The following is a 15126-nucleotide window of genomic DNA, read 5'->3' as shown; positions in this document are numbered from 1 at the left end:
TTATGGAACTTAAAATATCAAGTACCGAAAGCGAAGTATTAGAAAACCTGGCAGCTTTTTTTGCCGAGGCGGCACAAAAGGCCATTGCCGACCATGGCCGTTTTTCGGTTGCGTTAAGCGGTGGCAGTTCGCCTAAAAAATTGCATGAATTATTGGTTAGCAAATACGCTGATAAAATAGATTGGGACAAGGTTTATTTCTTTTTTGGGGACGAGCGTGATGTACCATTAGATGATGCGCAAAGCAATTATCTGATGGCCAAACAAACGCTGTTGGACCCATTGGGGATAGACCCGGAACATGTATTCCCGGTGCAGACTGCACTGGGTGCCGATAAAGCAGCACAGGCTTATACAGAAAGTATTGCAACCTATTTTAACGGCCACAGCGCAGCGTTTGATCTGATCATCCTTGGGTTGGGCGACAATTCACATACCGCATCTTTATTTCCATACACACCAGTTTTGCAGGAGGAAAGTGCTGCTGTAGAGGCCTTGTACATTGACGAAGTAAAAATGAATCGTATTACGTTTACAGCCCCGCTGATAAATATTGCGCACAATATTGCTTTCCTGGTTTACGGAAAAGGCAAAGCTGAAGCCGTAAAACATATACTGGAAGATGAACGCAATATTGAGCTTTACCCGGCTCAGCTTATCAAGCCGACCAATAATGGCAAGCTGCTTTGGTTTTTAGACGCAGCCGCAGCCAGCGCCTTAAGCAACAAATAAAAAAACGAAAGGCCTCTGATAGCAGAGGCCTTTCGTTTTTTTATAAATAAGTACTGTTATTTTTTAAGCACCTTAACCATCATATTGAAATCGGCGCCAAAGTAGCCCATCTTTTTCCATTCGTCGTTTGCGTAGGTGTAAGTGCCGCCGTTAAGTATGCCTATAGAAAAATAAGGGTTAGCACCTCTTAATGTTTTTACCCATTCAATTGCCGCCAATACATCTCCTTTTACCTGTATGTTGTAAGGCTCAAGATTTACTGTCGCAACGCTTTTGCCCGGTGCAATATGCCCTATGATATCCTGCTTTACATAATTTTCTCCGGCTATCTCTTTTGCAAACTCGTACACGTTTACCTTAAAATCAATAGTATCTGTGCGGCGGTTTTCTACAGTAAAATTAAGGCTTAGCAATTGCACCGGCTTTTTACCGGCATTCATTTTAATGCCTATCTGCTGGCCTTTTACAACAGCATAGCTTGAGTTTGATGAGCCCGTACGAGGCTTATTACCAATGCGTTTTATTTTGTCTTGCGCCTGTGCCGAAAGTATTATCAGCATAGAGAACGCTGCTGTAAATAAAACAGATTTTAAATTTGATAAATGTGAGGTCATATATGATTTTGTGTGATGATGTTTAAAGGTAGATGCTCAAAGTAGCAAATAGGTTGCACTTAAATGCAATTAATCAAGCATTAAAATTTTAGCTATATGTTGAAGCGATAAAATATCTCCTTTTAAACAAAAAGAGGCCGCTTAAGCAAGCGGCCTCTTTTCAAGGAAGTTATTACATTGGGCCGCCGGGGCCACCACCTGGCCTGCCACCGCCATCACCACCAGGGCCGCCTCTAAACCTGTCAGGGTTACCGGATGGGCTCTTGCCCGAAAATTTTTGCAAACGGAATGTAAATGTGGCCAGGAAATAACGGCCAAGCCTGTTCACGTTGCTTTGTGTTACAATGCTACCATTTGTTGATGTAGAGAATCCAGTATTCTCGTTTAATAAGTCATATGCTGCCAGGCGAATGGTACCACGATGATCTTTCAGGAAACGGCGCTCCACATAAACGTTTACAAGGTTTGGATTTTTGATGTTTACGCTGCTTGCATAACCGTAGTTAAAGGTTTTAAGGTAATCGTAATAAAGGGTCCAATCCTTCCAAAAGTAGTTTTTACCATTTACGCCAAGCTCAAGCACGCGGATATTTGTATTAGCCGAGTACAGGGGAGTGTTTAATGAGTTGTCGGTTTTATTGACCGTGTATTTTGCGGAAAGCTCTGCGTCGATGATATCAGTGATATTGGTACGGAACCTCACATTTGGCGCAAGGCTGAGTGTTTTGGCAATGTTTTTTGCAATTGCCGATTCTACATTATTTTCGTCAACAGACTGAGAGAAACCTATGTTGTTGGTATAGTTTACATTTCCACCCAATGTTAAAGTGTACTTACGCTCGGCCCATGGCTTTGAGTAAGTAAAGAATGCTCCCGCAGTGTAGTAACCGTCGGCATTTAAGTACTTCGTTAAATTGGTATTTTGTAAACGGGTTAAATCTTCTGTAGCGTTGGCCAACACCGCTGCAGAGAAGCGTGTTGGATAAGTTACTGTGTTTGAAACGATTTTGTTGTTGGTTTGATTATAGTTTAAGCCAATGAAGAAGATGTTGCCGGTTTGGAAACTAAAAGCATTGTAACGCAGCGTAACATTATTAGCAAATTCCGGCCTTAAGTTTGGGTTACCCTGCACAGGGTACAGCGCGTTAGAGAAATCTGTAACCGGCTGTAGCTGGTTAAATGCCGGTTGGTTTGCACTACCGTTATAATTAAACCTGATAGACTGGCTACGCGAAAAATTGTAATTAAACGTCGCGGTAGGTATTACGTTAAATGTTGTATTGCGGGTAGATACCTGGTTTATAACATTGGTTCCCGATAATACTGCCGGTTGGCCGGCAACACCCAAGGTATAATTATATTTTGATGCAACAACTTTATAGTTCAATCCGAACCTGTTTGTTGTAAACGTATAATTGTACTGATTACTTAGCAAGTTATACCTGTCATAAGCTCCATTAGTGTTAAGTGTATCGGTGAGTTTATCGCTTGTAGTGTATGAACGGTTAAATGCGTAGTTGATATCCAGAAAAGATATTTTACCAAGCGGCTCCAAAAACGACCCGTTGATGCCGTAAGTTGTGGTACGGCTATCAGTATTAATTACTTGGTTGGCCGGCGCTGTACCAGATCCGGTTGTATAGGTGTATATCGGATTATCAAACGTCGAATTTTTTGATGTGTTGGCATTGAAGCCAATGTTTAAATTTCGACGAGTGTTGCCAAATTTATGATTGTAGAAACCGGTTAAGCCAAAGTTTGGAGAAGTTGAGTTGCTTATTGATGTTGAAGTATAAGCAAGATTTGGTACGCCTCCCCTTGATGAGCTTACAACGTCCTGGCTATTTACATCCGTGCCTGCGTATGAAAACGATGGCGTAACCTTTAAATAATTAAGCGTATCTGGTTTCCACTCTGCATTAAACTCAAAACGGTGGTTGCGTGCCTCGCTGGTTTCATTGCTTTGCTGGTTACTTATGCTGGGTGTTTGAAAGTTATTTGTTTGCAGCGTAGTTGAGTTTGTATATGTGGTATTGTCTCTAAAGCTGTAGTTACCGTATACTGCAAGGTTTTTTCCCCATTGATCGCGGTAGTTAAGCCCTATTGAACGGGCGTTTGTAATACCATCCTGCACAACTGTCGACCCGGAATTGCCGCCACGTAAAGCATTGCCGCGGCCACCACCGCCGCCTCTGCCAAAGCCGCCGCCACCTGCAGCACCACCTGTAGTACCAAACGAAAAGGTGTTAACGTTCGTGTTATTTAGGGTTCCTAAAACTGAGATCTGCTGATCGTTATTAAATTTAAAGAACTTAACATCGCCCAGGTAGCGGTTATCATTATTTACACCCGGGTCTTTCGGTAGCAAATCCGATCCGTCGCCTGCAGTTGCCTGGCCAAAGTATCCGTAGTTTTTATCCTTGCGGATGGTAAAGTTCAATATCTTATTTGGCTCGCCGGTTTTAACGCCTGTAAGGTTGGCCTGGTCGCCATAATCGTCGATTACCTGTACGCTTTCAATAACATCGGCAGGGAGGTTCTTGGTGGCGCTTTGTACGTCGCCTCCAAAAAAGTCTTTACCGTTTACACGCACTTTCGTAACCTGCTTACCTTGCGCCGTCACTGTACCATCGCGGGCAACGTCAATCCCAGGAATTTTCTTCAGTACATCTTCTACCGGGGCGTTTTCACGCACCTTATAGGCCGATACACTGTATTGAACAGTGTCTTCCTTAAACACCACGGGATTAACGCCAACAATGGTTACCTGTGCCAATTGGCGGGTGTCAGATTTAAGGGCTATCGGGTCAAGCTGCACGGCATCATTTCCTGCAGGTAAGGTATAGTGCCTTATAATAGCCTGAAAACCTATTGAAGTTATAGCCAGATTAATTTTGGTGCCTTTAACTGTAGGGAAGGTAAACTTGCCGTTCACATCGGCAATGGTAATAACACTGTCGCCTTTGTCTGAAGTTAGTTTGATGTTGCTGCCCGGCAGCGATAGGTTCGTGGTATCAACTATAGTGCCTCGTACAATGCGCCCATTCTGAGCTTTTGCATCAAGCGCACCAAATGATACCAGTGCGATAAGTAAAAGTATATATTTCATAATTTTTTTGGGGTATGTGTATTATGTTGAGTAGTAAGACACATATGTTGTGCAAATGTTCAACTTATGATTGTTAAATATTTATTAATCATATCATTGTTACATTATTTAGCCGTTGCCTCAATGTGATTGTTACATATTAAACAAGTAAGCCCCGCAAAAGCGGGGCTTACTTGTTTAATAAATCAATATGTTGTATTGCTGTATTAATTGCTTAGGTGCAAAGCAGCAGCAACCTGGCTATAGTTTTTAAGGTCAAGTCCCGGGTGTGCCGCTCCCAATGATCCTAATGATGTGCCCGGAATAACAACTATCCTGAAATCGAGGCCGCTTTCATTAAAGTTGGATTTAATATTAACATAACCTACACCGTATGATGACAGGTACATACTGCGATCATTTTCGAAATATGGTAACGAGTAGTAGCTTGCTGTTGAGCCCGTGGTGCGGAAGTAAGCCAGCACAATACCTTTGTTAACAATATCCTGTGTAATGGCAGGCACTGCAAAAGTTGTAAAACCGGTAAGCAGTACGTTCTTATTGGTAAATATGTAGCTGCTGATGTTGGTTGACTCACCGTCTTTCCCATTTTGGCCGTTCTGGCCATCTTTTCCGTTAGCACCTGCCGGCCCTGCTGGTCCCTGCGGGCCTTGTGCACCTGTAGCGCCGGTTGCACCAGTTTGGCCGGTAGCACCGGTTGCTCCTGTGGCACCCGTGGCGCCATTTGCACCAGTAGCGCCGGTTGCACCCTGTGGACCTTGCGGCCCGGTAGCGCCGGTTGCACCTGTTGCACCGGTATCTCCTTTAACACCTTGTTCGCCCTGAACGCCTTGCGGACCCGGGTCGCCTTTTTTACCGCATGATGATGCTGTTAAAGCAGCAGCCAATAAAAGTATAGGTAAATGTCTAAATTTTAGCATATAGTAGTTGTGTGTTTTGCTTGCTTTTACGAGGGCGAAACCATTTGGTTGCAATTTTTTTTCGCACAAGGCAATTATATTATAAGGGAGACGGCGATACATTCGGCGCAAGTCGTTAACATTCGTTAAAAGTTAACTTAAAATAAGGCATAACTTTTGTTGCCATTATTTCGTTAAAAATTAAAAACAATTAACCTATGGATAATATAACTGTAAATCTCCACTCGAAAGTGCACAAGTGGATTGATGCTATTGGCTTCAGGCTCAATACTTCACAAACAAATGGTCGTAGTAAAATCACTACAAAGCACTATTTTTTTGAAACCTTTAATTTTTTCGAGAAAATTAAAAATAATGATACCGGTAAAAGCACATTTTTATGCTTTGATACCTATGGCGAAAAAATGAATGTGAAAAGCCTGCTCGATTTACAGTCAGCTTTTTTTGAAAATATCAGCCAATTAAAATAATAAACCGGCTGGTTGTTTAAAAGAAAAGGCCCCGTAAATGATTACTGAGCCCTTTAGTTTGATGCTTTTTTATTTTAGTAATTGATATCCTGCGTATCTGCTGCGCCATCGGCTAAACGCCCAGGCATACCGGCAGCTACATTTATAACAGGCCTTGTTGGATACAAAGCTTCTTTGATGCGTAAACGCAAATCAGCATAATGTGCAGCTGTTATAGCATCACCACCTTTTGGCAGGCTCGCGCTTATTTTGCTCAATTCGGTGCGTACCATCGGGCGAATATCAGACAGCGCAATATTCATTGGCGTTAAACCCATGTTTGCCAGTTGAGCAGATGTTGCACCCGGGAACGCGCGGGTAAAATCATCATTCAACAAACTCTTCAGGTTGTCAACATAACCGCGCTGCAAGTTACGTTTAAACTGATCTGCCTTACCTGCTCCAAAAATACCGCTGCGCAAATCATTAAACATGTTTGCAACGGTGTAGGCACTAGCGCCGTTACGCGTTTCGTTATCAAACATACGTGCCATGCGAGATGCGTTCAGTACGTTACCTAAAGCAGACACTTGCAAAGCCTTGATACGATTTATCACAACACCATTATCAAATTTGCTTAACTCGTTATTGTTTATTAGCCAATAAGGTGTAGTAAACACCTGCTTGTTTAAAAACTCAACGGCATCGTGCTGTAACGACTTGCTTACAAAACCATAAACAGGGCCTTTTTGGTCGTATGTTTTATAGTTCTCGTTCATGCCACCAATATTCATGGTAACATGGCCTATGTAACGGTTGTACTGGCCTATAACTTCGTTGTATAAATCGCGCAGATCATCAAAATCTTCACCTTTTTGGTACGTCCATTTTTCGATGTTCGGCAATATTCTCTTCAGATTAGCAATGCCATAAGTGCTTGCCTTCATCGCGTTATCGCCTAAGTCTTCATTTTGCAGGCGCGGATCAATTGAGGTACCCTGACGGCCAAAGTAATAAAGCGGGTTGCCGGCTTTTGCTTTTGTCCAAACATCAAGCATTTCTTTTTCCTGTTTGGCTGTTTTGTTACCAGGGAAATAACTATAGCCCCATTTAACCGACCACTCATCGTACTCACCAATTTGCGGGTACAAGCGGGTTACGTTATCGCCGGGTTGTGCAATGTAGTTAAAACGAGCATAGTCCATTATAGATGGTGCTGTACCGTGCTTGTCGGTAAATGACTTTGAACGTAACGAATCTACCGGGTAAGCGTAGCTCGAACCGAAGTTATGCGGTAAACCAAGTGTGTGGCCAATTTCATGTGATGACACAAAACGAATCAATTCGCCCATTTGCGCATCTGTAAACTTCGCCATGCGTACGTTAGGGTTAACAGCAGCAGTTTGTATAAAGTACCAGTTGCGCAACAGTGTCATTACGTTGTGGTACCAGCCTACGTGGCTTTCAATGATTTCGCCGCTGCGTGGGTCAGATATATGCGGGCCATAAGCGTTCTGTACATCAGATGCAAAGTATCTGACAACGCTGTACCGGGCGTCCTCTGTGCTAAACTCCGGATCTTGCTTTGCTGTAGGTGCTTCTTTACCAACAATTGCATTTTTAAAGCCGGCAGCTTCAAAAGCCTTGTTCCAATCATTTATACCTGCAATAAGATAAGGTATCCATTTTTTAGGGGTGGCGGGGTCAACGTAGTAAACAATTTGTTTTTTAGGCTCAACCAGCTCGCCGCGTGCATAAGCCGCTTCGTCTTTTGGCTCGAGCCTCCAACGGTGTATGTAAGCAGTTTGCTCGGCTTTTTGTGCGTCTGTGCCATAATCGGTTTGGCCCTGCCCAAAAAAGCCAACACGGTTATCCATAATGCGGGCCTTCATTGGCGTTTTCGGCAATAGCACCATCGATGTATTTAACTCGAATGTTAACGCCGCATTAGTATTATCGGTTGGCGACTCGCCTGCACGGTATGTTTTTAAAGTACGGGTTTCAACATTTACGGGGAAGCTTTTAATGGTATCAATGTATGACCGGCTGGCATCAATAGATGATACCTTGTACATCTTTTTTATGTTATCCGGGATGCTGAGCGCAGCCAAGTCACCGTTGTAAAGGTCGGTAACATCTACCAATACGCCTGTGGTATCTTTGTTGTAAGCCTTGATATCAAAAGAAGCCAGTACTGCATCAAGGTTGGAGTTTTTAACCGATTGATACATGTCGCTTGTGCTGTCGGCAATAACCGAGTAGCTTGGCACGCGTACAAAAACCTGTTTGTCGCGGCGCTGCCATTTCCAAACCTGGTCATTTATTTGCTCGCCGCCATATTGTTGCCCAAATGATTTTAAGCCGGCCGGTGTTTTTACAAAACGTGTAACCACCAGCATTTCGCGGTTAAGCAAGCTATCCGGTATCTCAAAGTAATATTTACCATCAACCTTGTAAGTGTTAAAAAGGCCCTCATCGGCTTTGGTTTTGCCAACCAGGTCGCTAAACTTCTTGATGCCTTCTTTTTTTGACGGGCCCACAGTAGCGGTTGATGTGGTACCGGTGGCGGTGTTGGTTGTTTTTAAGGTAACCGTTTGGGCGGTTTGTTTTTTGGTTGCGCATGAACTTGCCGCTAAAACAGCAAGCGAAAAAAGCGCCGCGTGTAAGCATTTGCTTACCCGTGTGTTTTTAGTCATTTTGGGTTAGTTATTAAATTAATTAGTAAAGGCTAAAAATATGGAAAATTACAGTATTGCCCAATGCAATATTTCTGTTACAGCCACCTTATATCCTGCGCTTTAAAGTGATTATAACTTTGTCGTAGCGGTTATCGTGAAATATATCCAGCAATAAGGTGCGTTCGTTCCGAGACTTGAAAAAATTGTCAATCTCCTCAATACTCATCTTTGAAACAGGTTTAAGATTGATCGACATGATCTCGTCGCCTTTTTCGAGCCCGGCGTCAAAAGCTGGAGAGCCCGGAGCAACCCGGCTAATTACTACATGACTGTAATCTTTGCCCGTAGCAAAGTATTCAAGCCCGCTCATATCATACTCATAGGCTTGTTTAAATTGCTTATTAGCTTTTAGGTATAGCGAGCTGTTTGAGTAATCAAAAACCACATCAAATTTTTTGAGGATGCCAATGCCAATATTTCCGTCTCTTGCTATTTTGTACCTATTGGTAGTATCCGGGTCATCGGGGAACGATGTTAAAACATCTTTGAGCTTATAACGCCCAAGCGACAATTCCTTAACTCTACTAAGGTAGCCCTTAATGGGGCCATTGATGGCGACCCCAAGGTTTGCCACTATAAATTTTGCAGGCAGGCCGCTTTTTGCTATCATGTTTTCGAGCAGGAGCGGGTGGCCTGCTCCTAAATCTACAACAAACTTACTATGCGTAGTGTTGCCGTTTGGTAGGGTGATAAGGGTTTGAATATAAGGTTTTTTGTCTTCGATAGATAGGGGTACCCAACTGTATTTACGAATACCGCGAAGGTCTTTTGGCCGGCAAACCGTAACAGTGCTGTCCCTAAAACTCAATTTTACTGCCAGCGAATTAAAAAAATCGTATCCCACAATGCCATGAATAGGCATACCGGCATAACTGGATAAATTAAAGTAATCTTGCTTAAGCACCGCGGCTGCCACACCTTCGCTATGCAAGCCGGGCATTTGGATATCCAGCACGGATGTAACCTGCGCTTCGTAATCCTCGCCATCGCCAAGGCCCGATATCCTTATTTTACGCTTATGCGCTATGCTTAACGAGTCGACAATGCCCGGCTCTGTAATGATCATGATACCAACGCCGGTATCCAGCAGAAAATTAAACGGGCCCTTGCTGTTTATGCGCAGCTGTACAACCACCATATTGCGCACAGCCTTAAAAGGCAGGGTTACCTTATCGGTGCTATCATCAAGCTTAAAGCTTTGTGCAAATAATGCAGCGCTTAGGTAACAAAACAGGGCTGTAAGCAACAGGTGCACTTTCGACCGAAAATGCCTGTAAGCAAACAAAAGATTTATAATTGGTTAACCAAACATAAAGATTAGCCAATTATAAATCCTAATTTATTTTATAATAAATAACTGTTTAACAAACAGATATGCCTACTTCTTATCCTTTTCGGGCGTGTCGGTATCACATTTTAGCACACCTTCAAGGTCCGGATTTTGTAAAGGTAGCGCAGCCACTTTTTTCTCCACTTCTGTTTGTTGAATAACTACAGCGTAAGGCGCCGGTTCAATATGGCTGCCCTGGGCTTCGGCATATACCTGCGTAAATTCTGCGCCTATATACAAAATGGCTGCGGTATAATAAATCCACACCAATATCACAATCAGCGCGCCGGCTGTGCCATATGCCGAGCCCTGTGCCGTATACTGGATATACAGGCTAATAATGTACTGGCCGATTATAAATAATATCGCGGTAAATATAGCGCCCGAGCGAACGTCCTTCCACTTGATCTTAACATCAGGCAGTACTTTAAAAATAATACCGAAAAGCACACTGATAACTACCAGCGTAATGCCGAAGTTAACGGCAAACAGAAAACCTTCGCCAACTACGCCGGCTATGTCTTTACCCAAAATTTTTGGTAAAAAGGCAACTAATTTATCGCTTATGGCACTTATAACAAGGTTTACAAGCAGGGAAGCCAATAACAAGAAACCAAGGCTTACAATAAGCGAAAAAGACAGGAATCTGTTTTTTAACATTTGTACCCAGCCGCGTTTTGGTTTGGCTTTAACGCGCCAAATGGTGTTAAGAGAATCTTGTATCTCAAGGAAAATCGAACTTGCACCCAAAAGCAAAGTAACAATACTAATGGCCAGGCCTATGCCGCTTTTGCCTGCAATGTCTTGAGATTTTATTGTACTCTGTATTTGCAGCGCGCCCTGCTTACCAATGTAATGCTGTATTTGATCGTAAAAATCCTGGCGGTAACTTCCGTCTTTTAAAAAAATGCCTGCCAAAGCAAGTATCAACAAAAGCAATGGCGCCAACGAGAACACAGTATAATAAGCCAAAGATGCGCTAAGCTTTAATCCGTTATCGTTTGAAAAGCCGCTAAAGGTTGCCAAAATTACCTTCCACAACTGCTTAAAATATTCTTTACTCCAAAATTTCATATCTGTATAATAAACTTTATTTGTTGGTATCTTTACAAGTACATAAATGTGTTGTAATGAAAAACGCTTTTTGCTTTATACGCTTTTTTACGTTTTTTATAGCTGTATTGCTGCTTGGCAACCTGAGCGCTTCTGCTCAAAAAACCACCATTTGGGTGGTACGCCATGCGGAAAAACTAAATGCTCCGCAAAGCGATGATCCGGCGTTATCTGCCGAGGGTTTACAGCGGGCCAAAGACCTTGCAAAAACGCTTAAGCATAAAAAAATAAAAGCTATTTACGTAACCCGTTACAAACGCACCGGCCAAACAGCCAAGCCCCTGGCCGATGAGCAGCGTATATTACCTCGCGTTTACACTGATAGTATTAAGCAATATGCCAACACTATAGTTAAAAACTTTAAGGGCAATAATGTTTTAATAATTGGGCATTCTAATACAATTATGCCTCTTTTAACGGCACTAGGGGCCGAGCAGCCGTTTGAAACTTTAGCCGATGACGATTATGATATGCTTTTTAAAGTAACCATTAATGATTCGGGAAGGGTTGATTTAGATATCACCTATTACGGCAAAACTCATCATAGTACAGAGATGCCGGTTAAATACCAGCTTAATGTAGATGCCCAGCAATTTACCAGGCCAATAAACAGTTATTAGTGGTTAGATACCACAAGCAGATCCAGGTCTTTACAAGGAATATTAAACCTGTCGCCCATGTGTTTGTTGGTTAGATGGCCGTTGTAAATATATACTGCATTACGAATGCCGGCCTTTTGCCAGATCAGATTTTTCAGGCCGCCCATTTCGCCGATATCTACTAAGATGGGGGCAAAAATATTGGTAAGCGCATAAGTTGCTGTACGCGCCACGCGAGATGCAATGTTTGGTACGCAGTAATGTATAACATCATACTTGCGGAAAACGGGGTGTGTGTGGTTAGTAACTTCCGAAGTTTCAAAACAGCCCCCCTGGTCGATACTCACATCAATAATCACCGAATTGGGTTTCATGCGGCTTACTGTTTCTTCAGATACTATGCAGGGGCTACGGCCATCATCGGCACGGATAGCGCCTATGGCAACATCGCAGGTCGTGATAGCTTTCTCGAGCACTATAGGCTGCACTACCGATGTGAAGATGCGTGTACCGATATTATTTTGCAGCCTGCGCAACTTGTAAAGTGATGGATCAAACACCTTCACTTCGGCGCCCAATGATATGGCGGTGCGGGCCGCATATTCACCAACGGTACCGGCACCTAATATTACAATTTCGGTAGGTGGTACGCCGGTTATGCCGCCAAGCATAAGGCCTTTTCCTTCAAAAATGTTGCTGAGGTATTCCGCCGCTATCAGGATAGATGTAGCTCCTACAATCTCGCTCATAGCACGCACAACAGTAAGCGAGCCCCCCTCATCCTCTAAGTTTTCAAAAGCAAGTGCGGTTATCTTTTTGGCCAGCAGGGCGTGTAGCGTTTCTGCTTTTAAGGTAGCAACCTGCAGTGTTGAAATAAGCAACTGCCCTGGTTTCATCATCTCAATTTCCTCCATGGTTGGCGGCGCTATTTTGATGATGATATCGGCTTCGTAAACTTTTTTGGTGTCGTAAACAATCTGTGCACCTTGTTCGCTGTAATTGCTATCGGTAAAGTTGGCGGCCAGGCCTGCATTGCTTTCAAGCATTACATCATGGCCGTTATTTACCAGCAATGCAACAGAAAGCGGTGTAAGTGGGATGCGGTTTTCCTGAAAACTTATTTCCTTTGGGATACCAATGTAAAGCTTGTTTTTTTTGCTTTTAATCTCTAACATTGATTCTTGCGGCTGCATCATTGCCTGTTTGGCGATGTCAGAAAATCCGCTAACTTTCCCTAAGTTCATGATGATATGTGCGTACGTTTCCGGATGATGAAGTTAGTAAAAAAACGCGACTCGTCTGTTAAATGTTTTCTACAGTGATTTGCCGGCCGCCGTTATCTTGCAATTGGATGCGAATGCCTGTGTAACGATTTGGTACAAGGCTGGCAATTTTTTCGGGCCATTCCACAAAGCAATAGTTACCCGAATAGAAATATTCTTCGTATCCCATATCCATAGCTTCGCTTTGATCTTTCAACCGGTAAAAATCGAAATGAAATACCGGACCGCTGGCACCTTCGTACTCGTTCACAATAGAAAAGGTTGGGCTTGTTACTGCATCATGCACGCCTACCGCAGCGCAAAGCGATTTAATCAGCGTGGTTTTACCTGCGCCCATTTCACCATAAAATAAAAACAGGCGGTTGTCGGCCGCATATTTTATAATATCTGCAGCAGCGCTATCAAGTTCGTTTGTATTGTTAATATGGATTTCCATACCGAAATCGCTTATTGTTAAAGCGTCATTGCGAGGTACGAAGCAATATCGCTTTAGGCATATCGGCTATGCATGTCTGGGATTGCTTCGTGCCTCGCAATGACGCGTGGATTATTTTAAATATACTAAATACTATTTAGACCCATAGGTTACAATTGGGATGATCATTTCTTCTAATGAGATACCGCCATGCTGGAAGGTCTCATTGTAGAAATTTACAAAATGATTGTAATTGTTAGGGTAAACAAAATAGCTGTCGCTTTTGGCAAATACAAAGCTCGAGCTTACGTGCAATTTTGGCAATTGCGCATCATGCGGGTTGCGGATATGGAATACCTCTTTTGCGTTATAGTTCAGATTTTTGCCCTGTTTGTAACGCAGGTTGGTATTGGTATTACGGTCGCCTATTATTTTGCTTGGGTTTTTAACGCGGATGGTACCGTGGTCTGTAGTGATCACAACTTTAACCTGTTTGGTTGCAAGGAATTTTAACAAATCGAACAATGGCGAATGCTCAAACCATGAAAGCGTTAACGAGCGGTAGGCTGCATCATCGCTCGCCAACTCGCGTATCATCTGCATGTCGGTACGGGCATGGCTCAGCATATCAACAAAGTTGTAAACCACCACGTTCAGTTCGTTGTTCATCAGGTTATTTACCGATTCATTAAGCGCACGTCCCTCGTCAATGTTCAATATCTTATGATACGAATGCTTTATATCTTTACGAAGCGAGCGCTTAAGCTGGTCGGCCAGGAAATCGGCTTCATAAAGGTTCTTGCCACCCTCGTCCTCATCATTTTGCCACATGCCCGGATAACGCTTTTCCATCTCTAAAGGCATAAGGCCCGAAAATATGGCGTTACGCGCATATTGCGTTGCGGTTGGTAATATACTGTAATAAGTATCCTCGTCTTCGAGCCTGAAATATTCTGATATAATTGGGTTGATGATCTTAAACTGATCATACCTTAAGTTATCTATTAAAATAAAAAACACCGGTACATTATTACCCAGCTTCGGAAATACCTTTTTTCTGAACAACTGCGGCGAATTGGTAGGCGCGTTGTCGGGGTCTTTTAACCAATCAAGATAGTTACGTTCAACAAACTTGCAAAATTGTACGTTGGCCTCGGCTTTTTGCAGCGTCAGTATTTCGTGCATACCGGCGTCTTCAAGTGTTTCCAGCTCGAGTTCCCAGTAAATCAATTTCTTATAAACATCAACCCATTCCTGATAGCTCAGATTATCATTAAGTGTCATACCAAGCGTACGGAAATCCTGCTGGTAAGCCATGGTGGTTTTCTCGGTAACCAGTCGTTTATTTTCAGTAAGCTTTTTTATGGTAAGCAATATCTGCTTTGGGTGTACGGGTTTAATAAGGTAGTCGTCAATTTTGGAGCCAATTGCATCCTCCATTAAATACTCTTCCTCATTCTTTGTAATCAGTACAATAGGTATATCGCTTTTTATATTCTTAATCTGCGATAGGGTTTCAAGTCCGGTTATGCCAGGCATATTCTCATCCAAAAAAACTACATCAAAATAGTTCTTTTTAAACTCATCTATAGCGTCGTAACCATTAGTTACGGTGGTTACCTTATATCCCTTTTCATTTAAAAACAGTATATGCGGTTTCAGCAAATCTATCTCATCATCGGCCCATAATATTGTGGTGTCCTGCATAATATTTAATTTTACCACCCTATAACCTTTCGGCAGTATATTTTGTTGTAAAAATATAAACGATTAACATAAATTAACAATCATATTGCGTTGGTATTACCATAAATAGCCACCTTTG

General features: G+C 42.7%; 12 protein-coding genes. 3 read left to right on the top strand and 9 right to left on the bottom strand.

All coding sequences use genetic code 11. The annotated features are described in order from the left end of the window. The first annotated feature begins 2 nt into the window (after positions 1-2). Positions 3-731, top strand: a complete 729-nt coding sequence (gene pgl, locus FPZ43_RS06560; RefSeq protein WP_146381053.1) for a 6-phosphogluconolactonase — start codon at positions 3-5, stop codon at positions 729-731. 56 nt (positions 732-787) lie between these two features. Here the strand turns inward: pgl and FPZ43_RS06555 are convergent, their stop codons facing one another. From FPZ43_RS06555 to FPZ43_RS19235, 3 genes are all read right to left on the bottom strand, one after another. Then, the gene (locus FPZ43_RS06555; RefSeq protein WP_146381052.1) at positions 788-1345 is read right to left on the bottom strand and encodes a hypothetical protein; all 558 of its coding nucleotides are present in this window, start codon (positions 1343-1345) and stop codon (positions 788-790) included. A 172-nt stretch (positions 1346-1517) separates the two neighbouring features. Continuing rightward, positions 1518-4454, bottom strand: a complete 2937-nt coding sequence (locus tag FPZ43_RS06550; protein ID WP_146381051.1) for an outer membrane beta-barrel protein — start codon at positions 4452-4454, stop codon at positions 1518-1520. 206 nt (positions 4455-4660) lie between these two features. Further along, complete coding sequence (locus FPZ43_RS19235) at positions 4661-5374, bottom strand: collagen-like domain-containing protein (RefSeq protein ID WP_222430941.1); 714 nt, start codon at positions 5372-5374, stop codon at positions 4661-4663. A 197-nt stretch (positions 5375-5571) separates the two neighbouring features. Between FPZ43_RS19235 and FPZ43_RS06540 the strand changes: the two genes are divergently transcribed. Continuing rightward, entirely contained in the window at positions 5572-5844 is a 273-nt protein-coding gene (locus tag FPZ43_RS06540; protein WP_146381050.1) for a hypothetical protein, read from the top strand. A 74-nt stretch (positions 5845-5918) separates the two neighbouring features. On the opposite strand, the gene FPZ43_RS06535 is transcribed toward FPZ43_RS06540, so the two are convergent. The 3 genes from FPZ43_RS06535 to FPZ43_RS06525 all read right to left on the bottom strand — a co-directional run bounded on the left by FPZ43_RS06535 (position 5919) and on the right by FPZ43_RS06525 (position 10965). Further along, positions 5919-8519, bottom strand: coding sequence for a zinc-dependent metalloprotease (locus FPZ43_RS06535; protein ID WP_146381049.1), 2601 nt, complete (start codon positions 8517-8519; stop codon positions 5919-5921). 88 nt (positions 8520-8607) lie between these two features. Next, entirely contained in the window at positions 8608-9846 is a 1239-nt protein-coding gene (locus FPZ43_RS06530) for an aspartyl protease family protein (RefSeq protein WP_146381048.1), read from the bottom strand. Positions 9847-9939: 93 nt separating this feature from the next. Continuing rightward, positions 9940-10965, bottom strand: coding sequence for a YihY/virulence factor BrkB family protein (locus FPZ43_RS06525; RefSeq protein ID WP_146381047.1), 1026 nt, complete (start codon positions 10963-10965; stop codon positions 9940-9942). Between the two features lie 56 nt (positions 10966-11021). Between FPZ43_RS06525 and FPZ43_RS06520 the strand changes: the two genes are divergently transcribed. Beyond that, positions 11022-11624 carry a phosphoglycerate mutase family protein gene (locus FPZ43_RS06520; RefSeq protein ID WP_146381046.1) on the top strand — a complete coding sequence of 201 codons (603 nt, stop codon included), beginning with the start codon at positions 11022-11024 and terminating at the stop codon, positions 11622-11624. On the opposite strand, the gene FPZ43_RS06515 is transcribed toward FPZ43_RS06520, so the two are convergent. The 3 genes from FPZ43_RS06515 to porX all read right to left on the bottom strand — a co-directional run bounded on the left by FPZ43_RS06515 (position 11621) and on the right by porX (position 15008). Beyond that, the gene (locus FPZ43_RS06515) at positions 11621-12847 is read right to left on the bottom strand and encodes an alanine dehydrogenase (RefSeq protein ID WP_146381045.1); all 1227 of its coding nucleotides are present in this window, start codon (positions 12845-12847) and stop codon (positions 11621-11623) included. The genes FPZ43_RS06520 and FPZ43_RS06515 overlap by 4 nt on opposite strands. Positions 12848-12905: 58 nt before the next feature. After that, positions 12906-13322 carry a tRNA (adenosine(37)-N6)-threonylcarbamoyltransferase complex ATPase subunit type 1 TsaE gene (gene tsaE, locus FPZ43_RS06510; protein WP_146381044.1) on the bottom strand — a complete coding sequence of 139 codons (417 nt, stop codon included), beginning with the start codon at positions 13320-13322 and terminating at the stop codon, positions 12906-12908. A gap of 132 nt (positions 13323-13454) precedes the next feature. Then, entirely contained in the window at positions 13455-15008 is a 1554-nt protein-coding gene (porX, locus tag FPZ43_RS06505; RefSeq protein WP_146381043.1) for a T9SS response regulator signal transducer PorX, read from the bottom strand. Positions 15009-15126: the final 118 nt, after the last annotated feature.

The sequence above is a fragment of the Mucilaginibacter pallidiroseus genome (assembly GCF_007846085.1).
Lineage (GTDB): Bacteria > Bacteroidota > Bacteroidia > Sphingobacteriales > Sphingobacteriaceae > Mucilaginibacter > Mucilaginibacter pallidiroseus.
The sequence above is the reverse complement of the archived record's forward strand: the minus strand, read 5'-3'. Positions and strand labels throughout refer to the sequence as shown.

What these genes read in the sequence shown, in the direction of transcription:
- FPZ43_RS06555 (WP_146381052.1), bottom strand. Translation starts at nt 1,345, where the DNA reads ATGACCTCACATTTATCAAATTTAAAATCTGTTTTATTTACAGCAGCG.
- pgl (WP_146381053.1), top strand. Translation starts at nt 3, where the DNA reads ATGGAACTTAAAATATCAAGTACCGAAAGCGAAGTATTAGAAAACCTG.
- FPZ43_RS06525 (WP_146381047.1), bottom strand. Translation starts at nt 10,965, where the DNA reads ATGAAATTTTGGAGTAAAGAATATTTTAAGCAGTTGTGGAAGGTAATT.
- FPZ43_RS06535 (WP_146381049.1), bottom strand. Translation starts at nt 8,519, where the DNA reads ATGACTAAAAACACACGGGTAAGCAAATGCTTACACGCGGCGCTTTTT.
- FPZ43_RS06520 (WP_146381046.1), top strand. Translation starts at nt 11,022, where the DNA reads ATGAAAAACGCTTTTTGCTTTATACGCTTTTTTACGTTTTTTATAGCT.
- porX (WP_146381043.1), bottom strand. Translation starts at nt 15,008, where the DNA reads ATGCAGGACACCACAATATTATGGGCCGATGATGAGATAGATTTGCTG.
- FPZ43_RS06515 (WP_146381045.1), bottom strand. Translation starts at nt 12,847, where the DNA reads ATGAACTTAGGGAAAGTTAGCGGATTTTCTGACATCGCCAAACAGGCA.
- FPZ43_RS06540 (WP_146381050.1), top strand. Translation starts at nt 5,572, where the DNA reads ATGGATAATATAACTGTAAATCTCCACTCGAAAGTGCACAAGTGGATT.
- FPZ43_RS06550 (WP_146381051.1), bottom strand. Translation starts at nt 4,454, where the DNA reads ATGAAATATATACTTTTACTTATCGCACTGGTATCATTTGGTGCGCTT.
- tsaE (WP_146381044.1), bottom strand. Translation starts at nt 13,322, where the DNA reads ATGGAAATCCATATTAACAATACAAACGAACTTGATAGCGCTGCTGCA.
- FPZ43_RS19235 (WP_222430941.1), bottom strand. Translation starts at nt 5,374, where the DNA reads ATGCTAAAATTTAGACATTTACCTATACTTTTATTGGCTGCTGCTTTA.